14 protein-coding genes are annotated in these 16866 nt (G+C 59.1%); 3 read left to right on the top strand and 11 right to left on the bottom strand.

From position 1 onward, the window contains the following. Positions 1–16: 16 nt before the first annotated feature. Positions 17–1261, top strand: a complete 1245-nt coding sequence (gene proB / locus JMF94_RS11690; protein WP_240825283.1) for a glutamate 5-kinase — start codon at positions 17–19, stop codon at positions 1259–1261. 273 nt (positions 1262–1534) lie between these two features. On the opposite strand, the gene JMF94_RS11685 is transcribed toward proB, so the two are convergent. Together JMF94_RS11685 and JMF94_RS11680 are read right to left on the bottom strand one after the other, a co-directional pair. Next, the gene (locus tag JMF94_RS11685; protein WP_240825282.1) at positions 1535–2299 is read right to left on the bottom strand and encodes a hypothetical protein; all 765 of its coding nucleotides are present in this window, start codon (positions 2297–2299) and stop codon (positions 1535–1537) included. Positions 2300–2824: 525 nt separating this feature from the next. Then, positions 2825–4372, bottom strand: a complete 1548-nt coding sequence (locus JMF94_RS11680) for a lipopolysaccharide biosynthesis protein (RefSeq protein WP_240825281.1) — start codon at positions 4370–4372, stop codon at positions 2825–2827. Between the two features lie 220 nt (positions 4373–4592). On the opposite strand from JMF94_RS11680, the gene ilvD reads away from it, so the two are divergent. Together ilvD and JMF94_RS11670 are read left to right on the top strand one after the other, a co-directional pair. Next, a complete protein-coding gene (gene ilvD / locus JMF94_RS11675; RefSeq protein ID WP_240825280.1) occupies positions 4593–6278 on the top strand; it encodes a dihydroxy-acid dehydratase in 1686 nt (561 codons plus the stop codon). A 115-nt stretch (positions 6279–6393) separates the two neighbouring features. Continuing rightward, on the top strand, positions 6394–7329 hold the full coding sequence (locus tag JMF94_RS11670; protein WP_240825279.1) for an AEC family transporter: 936 nt from the start codon (positions 6394–6396) through the stop codon (positions 7327–7329). Between the two features lie 135 nt (positions 7330–7464). On the opposite strand, the gene JMF94_RS11665 is transcribed toward JMF94_RS11670, so the two are convergent. From JMF94_RS11665 to JMF94_RS11625, 9 genes are all read right to left on the bottom strand, one after another. Next, positions 7465–8004 carry a hypothetical protein gene (locus tag JMF94_RS11665; RefSeq protein ID WP_240825278.1) on the bottom strand — a complete coding sequence of 180 codons (540 nt, stop codon included), beginning with the start codon at positions 8002–8004 and terminating at the stop codon, positions 7465–7467. Between the two features lie 226 nt (positions 8005–8230). Beyond that, a complete protein-coding gene (locus JMF94_RS11660) occupies positions 8231–9091 on the bottom strand; it encodes an FAD/NAD(P)-binding protein (protein WP_240825373.1) in 861 nt (286 codons plus the stop codon). 179 nt (positions 9092–9270) lie between these two features. Then, a complete protein-coding gene (locus tag JMF94_RS11655) occupies positions 9271–10356 on the bottom strand; it encodes a 4Fe-4S dicluster domain-containing protein (RefSeq protein ID WP_240825277.1) in 1086 nt (361 codons plus the stop codon). After that, positions 10353–11801, bottom strand: coding sequence for a hydrogenase iron-sulfur subunit (locus tag JMF94_RS11650; protein WP_240825275.1), 1449 nt, complete (start codon positions 11799–11801; stop codon positions 10353–10355). The genes JMF94_RS11655 and JMF94_RS11650 overlap by 4 nt, the downstream gene beginning before the upstream one ends. Continuing rightward, on the bottom strand, positions 11789–13750 hold the full coding sequence (locus JMF94_RS11645) for a CoB--CoM heterodisulfide reductase iron-sulfur subunit A family protein (protein ID WP_227118709.1): 1962 nt from the start codon (positions 13748–13750) through the stop codon (positions 11789–11791). Before JMF94_RS11645 ends, JMF94_RS11650 begins: the two co-directional genes overlap by 13 nt. Then, positions 13750–14682: a CoB--CoM heterodisulfide reductase iron-sulfur subunit B family protein gene (locus JMF94_RS11640; protein WP_240825273.1), complete on the bottom strand. Its 933-nt coding sequence runs from the start codon at positions 14680–14682 to the stop codon at positions 13750–13752. Before JMF94_RS11640 ends, JMF94_RS11645 begins: the two co-directional genes overlap by 1 nt. Beyond that, the gene (locus tag JMF94_RS11635) at positions 14679–15260 is read right to left on the bottom strand and encodes a 4Fe-4S dicluster domain-containing protein (RefSeq protein ID WP_022658838.1); all 582 of its coding nucleotides are present in this window, start codon (positions 15258–15260) and stop codon (positions 14679–14681) included. The genes JMF94_RS11640 and JMF94_RS11635 overlap by 4 nt, the downstream gene beginning before the upstream one ends. A 119-nt stretch (positions 15261–15379) precedes the next feature. After that, positions 15380–15832: a type II 3-dehydroquinate dehydratase gene (gene aroQ / locus JMF94_RS11630; protein WP_346770022.1), complete on the bottom strand. Its 453-nt coding sequence runs from the start codon at positions 15830–15832 to the stop codon at positions 15380–15382. Positions 15833–15856: 24 nt separating this feature from the next. Then, positions 15857–16738: a shikimate dehydrogenase gene (locus tag JMF94_RS11625; RefSeq protein ID WP_240825269.1), complete on the bottom strand. Its 882-nt coding sequence runs from the start codon at positions 16736–16738 to the stop codon at positions 15857–15859. Between the last annotated feature and the right edge of the window lie 128 nt (positions 16739–16866).

Below are 16866 nucleotides of genomic sequence, written 5' to 3'. Positions count from 1 at the left end.
GGTCTGTGGAGCATATATGACAGCGCCGACGGAAGACTGGCGGCAGGAACGCGCACGGGTGCTTGCCCAGGCGCGGGTGGTGGTCGTCAAGGTAGGCAGCGCCGTACTCACCGATGCCCAGGGCCTGAGCATGCCCGTACTGGAAAATCTGGCTGGGCAGCTGGCGCGCCTGCGCAATCTGCTGCCAGCGGCTGATGCCGCATCCGGTAGCGCAGGGGGAGCGGAGCCGCGCCGTCTGGTGCTGGTTTCTTCCGGTGCTGTGGCCGCTGGGCGGGCGGCGCTTGCCACGCGTGGGCATGTGGTTGAGACCACGGGCCTCGCGGCGCGTCAGGCTGCGGCAGCAGTGGGGCAGGGGCAGCTTATGCAGAGCTGGGACAAGGTTTTTCTGGCCCACCGCATGCCCACCGCCCAGGTTCTGCTGACCCGCGATGACCTGCGCGCGCGTCAGCGCTTCCTCAATGCCCGCAATACCTTTGCCGAACTGTTGGAATGGGGCGTGCTGCCCATTGTCAACGAAAACGACACGGTGTCCATCAGCGAACTGAAGTTCGGCGATAACGACTGCCTTGCAAGCCTTTTGGTCAATCTGACCGGGGCGGATCTGTTTATCAATCTCACGTCCGCCTCGGGCGTTCTGGCTGCAGATCCGCAAAAGGACCCCAACGCCCCCATCATGGATCATATCGATGACGTGGCGGCCCTTGATCTGGGTCAGCTTTGCGGCGGCAAGACTTCCGTAGGCACCGGCGGCATGTATTCCAAGCTGCTGGCGGCCCGCCGCGCCGCGCAGATTGGTGTGCCCACGCTGATTTTGCCTGGGCGCGAGCCGGAGATCATCACGCGGGCCTTTGCCGCCAGCGGTATTTGTCCGGCTCCGCAGGGGCTTGAACCCTTTGCGGGCGGCACATGGGTTTGCCCTGCGCGGCATGCCATACCGCGCCGTAAATTCTGGCTGGCCTATCAGTCAGACCCGGCGGGCAGCGTGCATGTGGACGCAGGCGCGGCCAAGGCCCTGCTGCACAAGGGCGGCAGCCTTTTGCCCGGCGGCGTGTTTCGCGTTGAGGGCAGCTTTCAGCAGGGCGGGCTGGTGCGTGTGCTGCACGAAGGGCAAAGCCTCGGCGTGGGGCTCTCCAACTACAGCACTTCAGACCTGAAAAAAATTATGGGCCTGAAAAGGCACGAGGTCGCAGCCATTCTGGGCGATGCGCACTACCCCGAGGTGATCCATAGGGACAATCTGCTGCTTGATGCGGCAGTGTAAAGTCCGGGGCTGGATTTTGTGCCCCATTCTGAGTGGCTCGCGCTATAAAGGGACCCACGCTGCGCTGCAATGCTCCCCATCATGTAGACAACATAAAAAAGCGTCACAGGCGGAACATGTGCAAGAGCCGCTTGTGACGCCTTTCAATAAGGTTCAGTGTTAGTGGTTATTGCGCGGGGAGAAATGCAAAAAAATCCGAAATGTTGGTGAGTGGGAGCATTGCCGGGATATAAACCGATGCAAGCCCCGAAGAGATTTGCACAACAACAGTGCTCAGGATGTTGTGGAAATAATACTGCCAATATCCCGCAAAAGAGGGTCTTCCTCACTCGGCATCGCATCCTGCGCGGCCTTATTCAGAATGTCTGCCTGCTCCACCAGGACATTTGCCTCGCTTTTGTAAGACCCTGACAGCGAATTATTCTTACTATATATCACATCAACTGTATTTATTTGTGCTGAAAGATCACTGATAAGCGCATCTATATTAAGTGATCCGCTGCTTAAATCAACACTCTTCAGGTAATTAAGATACGACAAATCGTTTAGAGTAAAGGTTGAGCTGCCGTATCCCAGCTGTAGTTTGAAGGTCGAGGACTTTCCATCGCCGCTGATTGTAAGACGACTGTCATTCGTCCAGCCAGTTTTGTCTAACAAAGAAATATTATTGTATTTTGTGCCAGAAACAACTGACGAGAGCTCTCCGGCAAGGGCTGTAAACGCAGCGCCGTTGGCGCTGCCCTTGGTGGGATCGGCCTTTACCTCTTGGGCAAGAGTTAACATCTGGTTCAGGTTGTCGCGCACCGTGGATGTGGACGTTGCGATCAGCGTGGCTATATTTGCCCCTTCCGTTGCATTTTTCGCCCCTTGCCGCAGCATGGATGCATCAGTCCTGATTCGCCCGGTCAACGCTGCGGCAAGCATTTCTTTGCCGGATGTGTACGTTGGGGGCACTGACTGCGGCAAACTATCCAGCAGAAGGCTCAAGCTGGCCTTCTTTAAATATGTGGCTGTCAAAATATCATCAAAAAAGTCCATTCCGACACCTCACTTGCGCACAGTTTGGTACTCCTCATCTCCCTAACGACATTTTTTTAAAAAAGTTTACCTGAATTTTGCCGCTTCTTGCAATGTGGAAGCCATGAAATATGAAGCCTGAAAACAGCTTACTCCTGTATTACTTTATTTTTAGTGCACTTACCAAACGCAAGAAACACCCCATAGCAACCATCGCCAATGGGTAGGACTTTAAACCTGCATGAAGCAGGCACTACCAGACGGCAAAGATTAACCCATACAAATTGCTACCATAGCTATCTGTCCCACAAAAACTAACCGAAGCGGTGACAGGGAAGAGGTGTGCAGCTAGCAGAAACCGTCGTTCTGCTAGAAGAACACATACGTTTTTATACTACGAAGATATCTTAAAAAAGGCTCGGCCAGCTCTCTCCAATAGAATTTTGGAAAAAGCTGGCCGTTTGATTATTCGTCCTGGCCTTTTGGGCCTGCACTCTTGACGGGGAGCAGACCTCAGTCCGGCCTTTCTATTTAGTCGGTGGGGTGTTAGCCGTGTGACCTGGATTTGCTGAACCGGATGAATACTTCGCGCAATTCCTGCCGTGAAAAACCCATGACCGCAGGCATGCTCAGGCAGAGCAGGCCGATAGCCGCAGTGTAGATGACGCCGGAAACAAGAAAACGCGGCAGGGAATCCACATCGCCAATGCCAAGATAGAGCGTAAGCTGGCGGCAGCCAAAGGCCAGCAGCAGCAGAACTGCTAGGCTCCATATCTGGTGGGCCACGTTGCGCCAAAACTTGAGGGGTATAAAGCGCGAGGCCAGCCAAAGATAGACGTTGACGGTGATGACCTGTACGCACACGGTTTTGATCGCCAGTCCCACGGCACCGAGGCCAAGCCCGAAATATTCGGGCGGCGCAAGCAGAAACCACGCCGTGCTGAAACCGTAAATGCATTCCAGCGCCGCCATATTGCGCAGCACCTTGGTACGGCCCGTGGCGTGAAAAACCGATCCCGCAAGCTGCCCATAGGCCTGATGCAGGGGGTAGAGCGCCATGATCTGTACAGGAAGGGTCGCAGCGGCAAACTGCGCGCCACCGAAAAAATTCACCAGGGCGGAACCTTCGGCCAGCGTAAAGCACGAAAAATAGGCAGCCACCACGTAGAGCAGCGGGGCAAAACGCGTGAGCAGGCGGCCCATGGCCTCACGGTCATTGTTGCCCCAGGCGATGGAAAGCTCGCGCATGACCAGAGGCGTCATGGCTGAAACAAAAAGAAAGCAGGCCATGCTGACTTTTTGGGAAAGGGCAAAAAAGCCCTGCTCCACGCTGCCGTCAAACCATTGCAGCAGCCAGCGCTCGGCTGTGAGGAGCAAAAAGGAAAGCAGGGCCTGCACAAACAGCGGGTGGCTATAATTGAAAAACTCCCGCCCATAGGCGCGCGTCTGCTCAGGCGTGAGCCGGAAGTGCAGAGGAATGCCCGCCTGCCGCCAGTAGGTGCGCGTAACCAGCCAGTAGCCAAGGGCCGTTGCCCCCAGCATGAGGTATTGCTGGGCAAAGAGCGTGTGGATGTTCAGCCAGTCGGCCCAGAACATGAGCCCCAGCAAGCCCACCGTAAACAGCGAAACAACGGTGCGCACCATTTCGGAAGAAACAGTCGCGCCCACGGCATCGTTCATGGAGCGCAACACACGGCCCCACCATGTCAGAAAAGCCCACAGGGCTGCCAGCGGCGCGAGCCAGAGGGGCACATCTGGCATGAGCAACTCGCCAGCTGCAGGAATCTGCAGCAGGCCTGCGGCCAGCAAAATAATGGCGAATACCGCCGCTGTGGCGCGCATGTAAAAGCCAATGAGGCCGGTCTCTGCCTGACGGCGCGAGAGGGAATTGTAAAAGCAGGTGGAGGTTCCCATATCCAGAAAGCCGGAAAGCTGCTGGAACAGGTTGGTGGCAAAGCTGTAATTGCCGTACATCTGCGGCCCGAGAGCGCGGGGCAGAATGGCCTCCATGACAAGGTAGACCGGGACGGAGGCGATGTTGGCCACGAGCTTGAATATGTAGCGGCGGGCCAGGGTTGGGGTAGAGCTTTGCATGCCGGGAAATTAGCTCACTTCGGCGGCGCGCTCAAGTGGCTGAGGGCAGTGCAGAAAAAATACCTGTTCAGCGTGGGATTATACAACGTCCGGTTGTGGCGCGCCACTCAGGCAGGAGCGGCTATGGCGTGTTTACGGGCGTAAAAAATTACCGTACCATTCTCATTCCGATTGCGGGCGCAAGAGGAATGTTTGTTGTTCATACCATAAGGATACCGTCATGGATGATGAAGCACGCAGCAAAAAAATGAAGTCCGGGCTGGAAAAAGCCCCCCACCGCTCCCTGCTCTATGCTCTGGGCCTTACCAGAGAAGAAATGGAACGCCCCTTGGTAGGCATTGTGAACGCCGCCAGCGAGGTCGTTCCCGGGCATATGCACCTGAACAGCCTGGCCGACGCGGTCAAGGCCGGTGTACGTATGTCGGGCGGTACGCCGCTGCAGTTCCCGGCTATTGCCGTGTGCGACGGTCTGGCCATGAACCATGAAGGCATGCGTTTTTCTCTGCCCTCGCGTGAATTCATCGCGGATTCCATTGAAATTATGGCGCGCGGTCACGCCTTTGACGCTCTGGTGTTCATTCCCAACTGCGACAAGTGCGTTCCCGGTATGCTCATGGCCATGATGCGCCTGAACATTCCCTCGGTGCTGGTTTCCGGCGGCCCCATGCTGCCCGGGGACATAGGCCCCGGCAAGCGCGGCGATCTCATCACCGTGTTTGAAGCTGTGGGCAAGGTGCGCAGCGGCGCTATGACCGAAGAAGAACTGGAATACATGGCAGAACGCGCCTGTCCCGGCTGCGGCGCTTGCGCGGGCATGTTCACGGCCAATTCCATGAACTGTCTGTCTGAAACCATCGGCGTGGCCCTGCCCGGCAACGGCACCATCCCCGCTGTGAGCGGCGCGCGCATCCGCCTTGCCAAAACGGCGGGCATGCGGGTTATGGATCTGCTGCGCAAGAACATCCGCCCGCTGGACATCGTAACGCCCAAGTCCGTTGCTAACGCCGTTGCCGTGGATATGGCCCTTGGCTGCTCCACCAACACCGTGCTGCACCTGCCCGCCGTGTTCGGCGAGGCCGGATTGAAGCTTGGCCTGGAAATTTTTGACGAAGTCAGCAAAAAGAGCCCCAATCTGTGCAAGCTTTCCCCGGCGGGCAAGCATTACATGGTTGATCTGGACAACGCGGGCGGCATCCCTGCCGTCATGACCGAGCTGGATAAGCTGGGCCTCATCAACAAGGACTGCATGACCGCCACGGGCAAGACCGTGGGCGAAAACCTTAAGGACATGAACGCCCGCGTCATGAACCCTGAAGTGATCCGCAGTGTTGAGAATCCCTATTCCAAGCAGGGCGGCATTGCCATCCTGCGTGGCAGCCTGGCCCCCGAGGGCGCTGTGGTCAAGCAGTCTGCGGTTGCTCCGGAAATGATGTGCCGCGACGTCACGGCCCGCGTGTTTGAGTCGGAAGAAGACGCCATGAAGGCCATTCTTGACGGCAAGATCAAGGCCGGGGACGGCGTTGTGATCCGCTACGAAGGCCCGCGCGGCGGCCCCGGCATGCGCGAAATGCTCTCGCCCACAGCGGCCATCACAGGCATGGGCCTTGGCAAGGATGTTGCCCTGCTGACGGACGGCCGTTTCTCCGGCGGCACCAATGGCGCGGCCATAGGGCACATTTCGCCCGAAGCGGCGGACGGTGGTGTTATCGCTCTTGTGCACGAAGGCGATACCATCCATATCGACATTCCCAACCGCAAGCTGGACCTGCTTGTGGACGAGGCCGAGCTTGCCAAGCGGCGCGCCGCCCTTGTGGTGCCCAAGAAGGATTGCCCTTACCCGGTGCTGCGGCGTTATGCCTATCTGGTCAGCTCTGCTGCCAATGGCGGGCGTTACAAGGAAATTTAAGTAACTTGTCGAAATGATTCAAAACCCCCACGAGCCGAATTTGTTTTTGGCACGTGGGGGTTTTCTGGCCCCTGGGCCAATATTGCGAAATGGTTATTTGAAAGGATAAAGAGACATGGCGTTTTTGCATGCGCTGGGCGGTGTATTCGGGCTGATGCTGCTTGGTTTTGTGGGGTTCATGCTGGCGGCGCGCAACTGGTTTGGCGCGGAAACCCGTATTGTTCTGCCGCGTCTGATCACCCAGATCGCCCTGCCGCCCTTTCTCATGTACACCATCATGCACTCGTTCCATCGGGACGATCTGATCATGCTGGCAAAGGGGGCGCTGCTGCCGTTGGGCTCTGTGACCCTCACCTTTGCGTTGGCCATTGCGCTTGCCAAGCTGGCTCGCGTCAAAAGGCAGCATTTTGGCCTGTTCTGCGCCAGCGTGGCCAATTCAAACACAATTTTTATTGGTATTCCTGTTAATCTGGCCCTGTTCGGCGAAAGTTCCATTCCCTATGTGTTGCTGTACTATGCCGCCAGCACAGTTTTTTTCTGGACTGTGGGGGTCTACTCCATCACATGCGATATTACTGAAAACAGAGGAAAAATCCCCCTGCTCACCAGGGTCAGGCAAGTGTTTTCCCCTCCGTTCATGGGATTTATCACGGGATTGATTCTGACAATGCTGGGCGTTGAACTGCCCGAATTTTTGCAAAACGTTGCCCGTTCACTGGGCAATCTCACTACGCCGCTGGCCATGATTTTTATTGGTATTTCCATCTACGACATGGGATTGCGCAGCATCAAGATTGGCAAGGATATGGTCCTGCTGGCGCTGGGGCGCATGATGCTTGGCCCGTTGGTGATGACTGGCCTGCTCTATTTCTTCCCGGTGCCTGCGCTTATGGGCAAGGTTTTTATCATCCAGGCTTCCCTGCCGGTGATGGCCCAGGCGGCTATTTTGAGTGCTCACTACCATACAGACCCGGAATTTGGGGCGCAGGCCGTCAGCCTGACGACGTTGCTTTCCATGATCACCATTCCGCTCTACATGGTTATTTTTTAGAGCAGTCTTGGCATTGTACCGCCTTCATGCGGAGGTAATGTTTCCAATCAACATGCTCTGTACTTGCCTTTTCTCAAGTGCAAAGGCCGCAGATTTTGCAATCTGCGGCCTTCAAATTTTTGTGGCGGGATTGGGCTACTTGGCGCTTTCAGCCAATACGTCCAGCATGAGGGAATCAGATTTTTTGCTGCAAGCGTCAAGGTAGGCTTTGAGCGCGTCATCGTTGACAAGCACGGAAGCGGGCTTGCCGCTCTTGCCCCGGTTGTAGCCGTCAAGCCAGATTACAAAGCCGCTGCCGTCATCGGGGTTGGCGGTGTAATCCTTGCACAGGGTCTTGTCTGCGCGCCATGTGCTCGCTGTATCAACAGGAAAAGTCTTGCGGGCTTCCTGCCAAACGGCGGCGACCTTCTTGGTGGGGTCAACCTGGCAGGCTCCGTAAGCCTGGCCCAGCATGGGGGCGAGGGTCTCCGGGTCTGCAATGGGGTTGCCCATCGTGGCACTCACATAGCCATCAATCTGCAGGCCTTCAAATATGGGCGGCTGACCTCCATCAGTCATGGGCTGAGTGATGAATTCGGCGCAGATATAGGTGGAAGGATCAATCTTGTCGTTGCTGGCCTGAGCAGCCACGGGCAGCCCAAGCATCAGACAACAGAGAATCAGCGTTTTTTTCATGAATACTCCCTTGAAGAAAGCGTTGTACTTCCTTGACCCACTGCGCCCGTCCTGTCAACTGCCGCTGAATGCACGTGCAATGGCAAAATCGGCATGGTTCAGTGGTATGCGCGAGTGTGCAGGCCGAACTGCGCTGGGGCAAAAAAAGGAGGCTCCGTTATGGCTGCCCTGGGGCAATCACAAGGGAACCTCCCGCAAACAGACGTATGCTGAATGCCGTGGAATTTTACAGTTCCGGCGGCAGATCCTGCAATTCCTGCCAGGTGAACACGGGGCCGTCCACGCAGACGTAGCGGCCGCCGATGTTGCAGCGCCCGCAGATGCCGACGCCGCACTTCATGCGCTTTTCAAGCGTGGTCACGATGTTTTCAGGCGCAAAATTGAGTTTTTGCAGGGCCTGCACCGTGAACTTGATCATGATGGGCGGGCCGCAGAGCACGGCCACGCAGTTTTTGGGGTCGGGGTTCAGTTCCAGCAGCACATTGGGGATCAGGCCCACCTTGTGCGGCCAGCCGTCAAAGGGCGCGTCGATGCACAGGGTGCAGTCCAGATCATCGCGGCGCAGCCAGTCTTCTGTTTCATAGCTGAAGGCCATGTCGCGCGGGGAGCGTGCACCGTAGAGCAGGCTCACCTTGCCGAAATCGGCGCGGTGTTCCAGCACGTGCAGCATGATGGTACGGATGGGCGCCATGCCGATGCCGCCGCCCACAAAGAAGATGTCCTTGCCCTTCCAGTCGGCGTAGGGAAAGTAATTACCCAGAGGGGCGCGTACGCCCACCTTGTCGCCGGGCGAGAGCCTGTGGATGGCCGAGGTCACTTCGCCCGCCTGCATGACGGAGAACTGGAGGTAGTTCTTCTGCGACGGCGGCGAGTTGATGACAAAGGTGGATTCGCCAGCGCCGAATACAGAGATCTGGCCCACCTGGCCGGGTTCGTAGGTAAAGGACTTCATGGCGGCTTCATCGTCCAGCACCACGCGCAGGGTCTTGATGTTGCCGGTTTCCTGTATGACTTCGGCCACGGTGGCGGGCATGGGCAGGTAGGGGTTGCCCTGCATCATGGGACGGGCCGTGATTTCGCGCAGCATGCCGCCGTCGGGCGCGGGCTTGAGGCCCGGCTTGGCGGCTGGCTTGGAGGCGGCAGTTGGCTTGGTATCCACAGCGGGTTCTGCCTTTGCAGCGGCCTTTTCAGGCGCGGCGGTATTTTTGGACTCAGTCTTGGGAGTGGTGGCTTTGCCGGTAGTTTTCTTGGTTGCCATGTCTGCTCCTACTTGTCCGTGGACTTCTTGTCATCGTTGCCGTCTTCAATGGCGGCCAGCACGATGGAGCGGATGTCCAGGCAGACGGGGCAATTGCTGATGCAACGGCCGCAGCCGCTGCACGAGAACGAACCCCAGTTTTCAGGATAGGTGGAGTACTTGTGCGAAACGCGGTTGCGCATGCGGAATGCCTTGAGCATGCGCGGGTTGTGGCCGCTGGCCTCGCGGGTGAACAGCGAGGACATGCAGTTGTCCCAGCTGCGCAGACGGCGGCCACCTTTTTCGCTCAGTCCTTCGCCCTCATCGGTGATGGTGAAGCAGTAGCAGGTGGGGCAAAAGTAGGTGCAGGCCCCGCAGGAGAGGCAGCGGTCGGTCTGATCCTGCCAGAACTGCGTGTCGTTAAAGCGGGCAGCCACTTTTTCGGGCGCGTTCTTGATATTGGGTGCTGGCACAAGGCTGGCCCAGGCTTCCTTGCGGGCGGCTTCCGCCTTGGGGAAGAGTTCGGCCCCTTCCGAGAGGGAAGACGCAGCCAGCAGCTCCTCGCCCTTGGGCGTGATGCCTTGCAGCACATAGCCGCCCTCGATCTCGGTCATGAGCACGTCCGAGCCTTCGGGGGAGGTTGGGCCGCCGCCAACCCAGTGGCAGAAGCAGGTGTTGCAGCCGCTGCCGCAGGTGAGCGTAACCACCGTGAGCTGCTCGCGCCGCGCCTTGTAGTAAGGATCGGCGTAAGGCCCTTTAAGGTAGGGGCGGTCAAGCACCGCATAGCCCCGCGCATCGCAGGGGCGGCAGGCAAAAACCACGGTGGGCTGAGCCTCGGGCTTGTCGTCCAGGCTCATGGTGACGCGCTCGAGGTTTTCCGGATCCTTGGTTTTTTTGTAGCGTACCAGGGTTTCGCACTGGGGCAGCACGGCTTCCTTGGCGGGCACGGTGGCCTTTTCCAGAGTAAACGGCTTGCCTTCCTGCCACGGCTCAAAGACCACAGAGCGCTTGTTGGCGGGCTTTTCTACCGGCACAAGGACACGGCGGCCATTCTGCGAGAGGTAGGCGAGAAACGCGGGCAAGCCGTCAGGGGTAACAAAGCGGATCATGCTCATTTCCAGTCCCTCTCATGAATGTTCTTTTCAACCACTTCATAGCCCAGCAGGGGCGGCACTTCGTCCGGATTGAGGCCGGGCTGGTAGCCGTCAAAAAGCTGGGCCACAGCGCGGGCAATCTGTTGGCGCAGGGCCAGGATGGGAATGCCCACGGGGCAGGCGCGCTGGCATTCGCCGCAGCCTGTGCAGCGGCCAGCCAGATGCATGGCGTGGATGGTCTGGAAGAAGAGTTTTTCCTTGGCGCTGTCTTCCTGCGTCATCCAGTGCGGGTCGCGGCTGTCAGACACGCAGTAGTCGCGGCACACGCACATGGGACAGGCGTTGCGGCAGGCGTAGCAGCGCAGGCAGCGGTCCATCTGGCCGCGCCAGAAGGCGAGCCGTTCGTCCAGAGTCATGGAATCGAGCAGGGCCAGTTCCGGCGGGGTATTGGGCGCGCCGTCCACCTTGACGGGCTGACCAAGCAGGGTGTCGGCCAGCACTGCCGAAGGCGTGGTGCAGCCGTAGCATTTGCCCTGGGCGTAGTCGGTCATGCAGAAGCGGTGATCCTTGCCGTCGGCTGTGATGGTCACGCCGGCCTCGTCATAGGTCACGCCGTCGATCTTGGTGTAGCGGCCCAGATCCTGATTGACGCGGGCCATGTCCAGCGTGCCTTCGCAGGGCAGGGCGAAGATGGTCACATCTTCGCGGCGGATCAGGTTTTCTTGCAGCAATTCAACCACCGAGCGGGAATCGCAGCCCTTGACCACAATGCCCACCTTCTTGCCCTTGAACGAGGGCAGGTACACGGCGGGGTTGTTGACGTTAAAGGGCCCCCACACCAGCTTGTCCACGTCCTCGGGGGTCTTCATGAACAGGGGCACGGTATGCGCGGCGTCATAGCCCTGCTGCCAGCCGAGCACGCAGTCCAGCTCGGGCAGCTTGGCCTTGATGGCTTCTTTCAGGTCGGCAAGGGCGGCGTTCTGCCCTGTGCCGAGGGAGCGCAGGGAGGTCAGCGCCATGTCGGCTATTTTGAGCAACGGTTCGGGATCTTCCAGCTTGGGCGCGGGGCCGAGCTTGTGGATGCGGTCGGTAAAGACCGTGACCACCTGCTGCCAGCGCTGGCCTTCGGAGGCCGAAACCCAGGTGTATTCAAAGCGGCGTTCGTCAATGCCCAGCACGGGCAGGAACTGCTTGAGCACCTCGAGGCGGCGGCGGGCGTAGAAGTTGCCTGCGGCATAGTGGCAGTCGCGCGGGTGGCAGCCGGAAACCAGCACGCCGTCCGCGCCGTTGAGCAGCGCCTTGACGATGAACAGCGGGTCAATGCGGCCCGAGCAGGGAACACGGATGACGCGCAGGTCGGTTGGCTGGGTGGCGCGGGCCACACCGGCCGTATCCGCACCGCCATACGAACACCAGTTGCAGAGAAAACCTACAATTCTCAGTTCTTTGCCGTTTAGCACTGGCATAAGGCGTTTACCTCCGCAAGGATCTGGTTGTCAGTAGCGTGTGAAAGCTGGATGGCCCCCTGCGGACAGGTGGACGTACACAGGCCGCAGCCCTGGCACACGGTCTCGATGACCTGAGCCTTGCCCTCGCCCCGGATTTCCACTTCCTTGATGGCTCCAAAGGGGCAGCAGCGGATGCACTTGCCGCAGTTGACGCAACGGCGGATGTCCACCTGGGCGATCTGCGGGTCGCTTTCAAGCTTGTCCTTGGAGAAGAGCGCCAGAACCTTGGCCGCAGCGGCGGAACCCTGGGCCACGGAGGCGGGAATGTCCTTGACCCCCTGGCACACGCCCGCCAGATACACGCCGGCGGTATTGGTTTCCACAGGCTTGAGCTTGACGTGGCTTTCCATGAAGAAGCCGTAGCTGTCGTAGGAGATACGCAGCTTTTCCGCCAGCTGGGGCGAGCCCTTGCTGGCCTCGACGCCCACGGCAAGCACCACCAGGTCGGCCTTGATTTCCACGGGCTGGCCCAGCAGGGTATCCACGCCCATGACCGTCATCTGGCCGTTGCCGTCGGGGTAAATCTGCGACACGCGGCCACGGATGTATTCCGTGCCGTATTCTTCCATGGCCCGGCGGGTAAACTCGTCGTACATCTTCCCTGGAGCGCGGATGTCCATGTAGAAGACAAAGGACTTGGAATCGGGAATGTGATCCTTGGTCAGGATGGCCTGCTTGGCCGTGTACATGCAGCAGAAGCCGGAGCAGTAGGGACGGCCAACGGATTTGTCGCGCGAGCCGACGCACTGCACAAAGACGATGTTCTTGGGTTCCCTGCCGTCAGAGGGACGCTTCACATGCCCCCCCGTGGGGCCGGATGCGGAGAGCAGGCGCTCGTACTGCAGGGAGGTGATGACGTCGGGGTACGCGCCGCCGCCGTATTCCTTGTACACGGTCCAGTCCATGAGGTCATAACCGGTGGCGGCAACAATGCTGCCCACTTCTTCGGTGATGACTTCATCTTCCATGTCGTACTTGATGGCCCCGGTGGGGCACACCTTGGCGCACACGCCGCACTTGCCCTTGAGAAGCTGGCGGCAGAACTGCGGATTGATGACGGCCTTCTTGGGGATGGCCTGCGGAAAGGCAATGGTGATGGCCGTGGTGTTGCCCGTCAGTTCATTGAAGGTGTCGGGCGTTTTCTTGGCCGGGCATTTTTCGGTGCAGGCGCCGCAGCCCGTGCACAGGCTCCAGTCCACATAGGTGGTGCGCTTGCGGATTTTAACTGTAAAGTTGCCCACATAGCCCGAAATGTCTTCCACTTCGGAATAGGCGTAGAGCGTAATGTTGGAGTGCTGGGCCACGTCCACCATCTTGGGGCCGAGAATACAGGCCGAGCAGTCAACGGTGGGGAAGGTCTTGTCCAGCTTTGCCATCTTGCCGCCGATGGTCGCATCGCGTTCCACCAGCACCACCTGAATGCCGCCGTCGGCGCAGTCAAGCGCGGCCTGAATGCCAGCCACGCCGCCGCCGATGACAAGCACGCGCTTGTTGACGTCAAAGCTCTTGGCCAGCAGGGGCTTGTTGTTGCGCAGTTTTTCCACCGCAAGCTGCACCAGTTCGGCAGCCTTGTTGGTGTTGGCTTCCATGTCTTTGCCGATCCACGAAACATGCTCGCGGATGTTGGCCATTTCAAGCATGTAGCGGTTCAGCCCCGCGCGTTCCACTGTGCGGCGGAAGGTGGGTTCGTGCATGCGGGGCGAACAGGAGGCAACAACCACGCCGTCAAGCTTGTGCTCGTGGATGGCAGCCTCAATGGCCGCCTGCCCCGGTTCGGCGCAGGTGTACATGGGGTCGTCGGCATAGACCACGTCCGGGTAGGTGCGGGCAATGGCCGCCACCTGGGCGCAGTCGACAGTTCCGGCGATGTTGCTGCCGCAGTGGCAGATAAAGACGCCTATTCTCATTACCTGCCTCCTTCAGCGGCCTTGGCCTTCTGCTCTGCGGGCTTGGCTGCTTCCTCGCGGCGCAGCTCGCCCAGTTTGCGGATAAGGCCGTTGGGGCTCACGCACAGCTTGTTCAGGCCCAGTTCTTCTTCCGGCAGATCAAAGGCAATGCCCATCATCTGGGTGAAGTAGAGCACCGGCATACGGAACTTGGTGTCCATGGCCGCGCTGGCCTGATCCTGGCGCAGGTCAAGGTTCATCTGGCAGAGAGGACAGGCCACTACGATGGCGTCCGCGCCAAGGCGGGTTGCCAGATCAAGGATGCGCCCCGAGTTTTTGGCTGTCATGGGGCGTTCGGGAATGCCGAACGATGCGCCGCAGCAGGCTGTCTTGAGCGGAAAATCAAGCATCTCCGCGCCGCAGGCAGACATCATTTCTTCCATGAGCGTGGGATTTTCGGGGTCGCCAAAGTTCATCACTTCCGCCGGGCGGCTCATGAGGCAGCCGTAGTAGGCCACGAGCTTGAGCCCCTTGAGGCTCTGGCGCACGCGGGCGGCAATGGCGTCCATTTCCATCTGCGCGGCAATGCCCTGCATGACGGAGGTGACAGGCGGAAACTGCTTGGCGGAGGGGCCGTCCAGCAGCTCGTCAACCCGGCTGCGGAAGGCGGGATTTTCCATGCGCTTGGCAGCCATGCGCAGGTTGGAAAGGCAGCTGGGGCATGGGGTAAGCAGAACTTCAGCTTTTTGCTGGGCGGCAATATCAAGATTGCGAACGCACAGAGCGGCGGAAAGTTCCGTATCCACGGCATGGGCCGGGGTGGAGCCGCAGCAGTTCCAGTCGGGAATATCCACAAGTCTCATGTCCAGGGCCTTGCACACAGCCTGAGTGGACATTTCGTAATCTTTTGAAGAACCCCTGGCGGAGCAGCCGGGGTAGTAGGCAAAATTCATGGGCGCACCCCCTCGCGCTTGGCGCGTTCCTTGTAGCGCGTAAAGATACGGGTAACCGGCCCTGCCCCGCCCGGCAGAATGTGGGGCTTGAGGCCCAGCTTGCCCTTTTTGAGGGCTTCGGGCGCAAGGTCAACATCGGTAAACACGCGGAGCGAGCGCATCATGTAGAGTGCCATGGTGCCGATTTCGTGGGTGCGGCCAAAGGTACGCACCGTATCCAGGAAGGAAAACCAGAATTTCTCCACCTTGGGAACGGCCACGCGGCCTTCCTTGCGGGCCATGTGGCGCAGGGTCTCCATGACTCCGGCCACATCGATGTTGTTGGGACACCGCTGGCTACAGGTGGAACAGGACAGGCACATCCAGATGGAACGCGAATCAAGTACCGCGTCCTTCAAGCCCAACTGTACCGCCCGCATGATCTGGTTGACCTGCATGTCGTAAACGAACCCTGCGGGACAGCCGGCAGTACAATTGCCGCACTGATAGCAGGTGGACACTTTTTGCCCGCTGTGCGCATCCACTTCCTCCGTAAAGGCGGGGTCGCGCAGGCGGTTCAGGTTAATGGCTTCGTTCATGGGAACTCTCTGGTTAGAAGCTGATGGGGTGCCGCTGTGACAAGACTATCTACAACGCTACAGCAGAAAAAGTCAAAAATCTAGGCTCACACCCCAGCAAATTATATACTGCGTCTTTACTACGCTTTGGCTGCGGCTTTAGCCGCCAGCGATTGCGCGGCTCGCAGCCCGAGAAGATAACTCTCAACGCCGAATCCGCATACGCTGCCCGCGCACACTGGCGACAGCACAGAATGGTGCCGGAACGCCTCGCGCGCGTGAACATTGGACATGTGAACCTCCACTACGGGCACAGGCAGAATGGCTAGGGCGTCAGCAATGGCATAACTGTAGTGCGTCCATGCGCCCGCATTGATGACCACTGCGTCAACACCCTCACCAAGCGCCTGGTGGATGCGCTCCACCATCAGGCCCTCGTGGTTGGTCTGAAAGCATTCCACGGTTGCGCCCAATTCCTGAGCAAGCGATTGCAGCGCTGCGTCAATGTCCGCCAGGGTGGCCGTGCCATATTGTGAGGGGTCGCGCTTGCCAAACATGTTCAAATTGACGCCGTGCAGCACCAGAATTCGCATGGAAGCCTCGCTTTTCATGTCGGTTTATTGGGGCTGTTGCCCAAGGGCGTCCTCAAGGGCGCGGCGTGATTCGGGCGGCAGCCCCTGCCCCGTCCAGAGGCGGAACTGCGCGTCGCCCTGACCAAAAAACATTTCAAGGCCCGATATGCAGCAACGCCCAGCAGCGCGGGCCTCGCGCAGAAAACGGGTTTCGAGGGGGTTGTACACAATATCGTAGGCAAGGGGTGTTGCCTTGGCAGCACCGTTGGCGGGAAGTGACCCCGCCAGCGAGAAATCGTAGGGGGTATCATCTTCCGCCTTGCCGCGCATGCCAAGGGGGGTGGTGTTGACCACCAGCATGGTCGGAGGCTCGTGACGGTCTTTCCACAGCAGGGGCGTAAGGCCGAATTCTTCGGCCAGCGGCAGGTGCGATTTATCGGAAGGCGTGGCCACAAAGATTCTGGCAGGGCGCTTTGCATTGTCCGGCGCGGCAAGGCCAGCGGCAACGGCCCGGGCAGCGCCGCCCGCACCCAGCAGCAGCACGTCCGCCCCGCCAAGAGGCATATCTGCGAGCGGAGCCATGAATCCGGCCACATCGGTGTTTTCGCCGCAAAGGCGGTCACCCTTCCAGTAGATGGTATTGGCTGCGCCCACCTGCCGTGCAAGGGGGCTGACTTCGTCCAGCAGGGGCAAAAGACCAACCTTATGCGGGATGGTTACGGAGCAGCCGCGAATATCAAGCAGGCGAACACTTTCCACAAAGGCGGGCAGTTTTTCGGGTGGCACTTCCCATTTCTGGTACAGTGCGTTGATGCCCAGGGTCTGGAAGCCCGTATTGTGCAACAGGGGCGAAAGTGTCTGGGCCAGCGGCCAACCGGTGACGCCATAGAGAGCGGTACCATTGGTGGGGGATGCTGCGACGCTCATGCGGGGTGCTCTCCTGCGGGAAAATGCGAAAAAAGTGTTTCTTTACAGGGTGATCTACAACAGGAAGCAACACTGTACCCTATGGGGAGGTACGGAGCAATGCTCCGGAGCAAGGATTGCCCGGATAG

It is taken from the genome of Desulfovibrio sp. UIB00 (genome assembly GCF_022508225.1).
In the GTDB taxonomy this organism is placed as follows: domain Bacteria; phylum Desulfobacterota; class Desulfovibrionia; order Desulfovibrionales; family Desulfovibrionaceae; genus Desulfovibrio.
This window is presented reverse-complemented; position numbering and strand designations above follow the sequence as displayed.

Coding starts and splice junctions, on each gene's coding strand:
- JMF94_RS11655 (WP_240825277.1), bottom strand. CDS start 10,356: ATGAGCATGATCCGCTTTGTTACCCCTGACGGCTTGCCCGCGTTTCTC.
- JMF94_RS11665 (WP_240825278.1), bottom strand. CDS start 8,004: ATGAAAAAAACGCTGATTCTCTGTTGTCTGATGCTTGGGCTGCCCGTG.
- JMF94_RS11660 (WP_240825373.1), bottom strand. CDS start 9,091: ATGCTGCGCGAAATCACGGCCCGTCCCATGATGCAGGGCAACCCCTAC.
- JMF94_RS11650 (WP_240825275.1), bottom strand. CDS start 11,801: ATGCCAGTGCTAAACGGCAAAGAACTGAGAATTGTAGGTTTTCTCTGC.
- proB (WP_240825283.1), top strand. CDS start 17: ATGACAGCGCCGACGGAAGACTGGCGGCAGGAACGCGCACGGGTGCTT.
- JMF94_RS11625 (WP_240825269.1), bottom strand. CDS start 16,738: ATGAGCGTCGCAGCATCCCCCACCAATGGTACCGCTCTCTATGGCGTC.
- JMF94_RS11680 (WP_240825281.1), bottom strand. CDS start 4,372: ATGCAAAGCTCTACCCCAACCCTGGCCCGCCGCTACATATTCAAGCTC.
- JMF94_RS11640 (WP_240825273.1), bottom strand. CDS start 14,682: ATGAATTTTGCCTACTACCCCGGCTGCTCCGCCAGGGGTTCTTCAAAA.
- JMF94_RS11635 (WP_022658838.1), bottom strand. CDS start 15,260: ATGAACGAAGCCATTAACCTGAACCGCCTGCGCGACCCCGCCTTTACG.
- ilvD (WP_240825280.1), top strand. CDS start 4,593: ATGGATGATGAAGCACGCAGCAAAAAAATGAAGTCCGGGCTGGAAAAA.
- aroQ (WP_346770022.1), bottom strand. CDS start 15,832: ATGCGAATTCTGGTGCTGCACGGCGTCAATTTGAACATGTTTGGCAAG.
- JMF94_RS11685 (WP_240825282.1), bottom strand. CDS start 2,299: ATGGACTTTTTTGATGATATTTTGACAGCCACATATTTAAAGAAGGCC.
- JMF94_RS11645 (WP_227118709.1), bottom strand. CDS start 13,750: ATGAGAATAGGCGTCTTTATCTGCCACTGCGGCAGCAACATCGCCGGA.
- JMF94_RS11670 (WP_240825279.1), top strand. CDS start 6,394: ATGGCGTTTTTGCATGCGCTGGGCGGTGTATTCGGGCTGATGCTGCTT.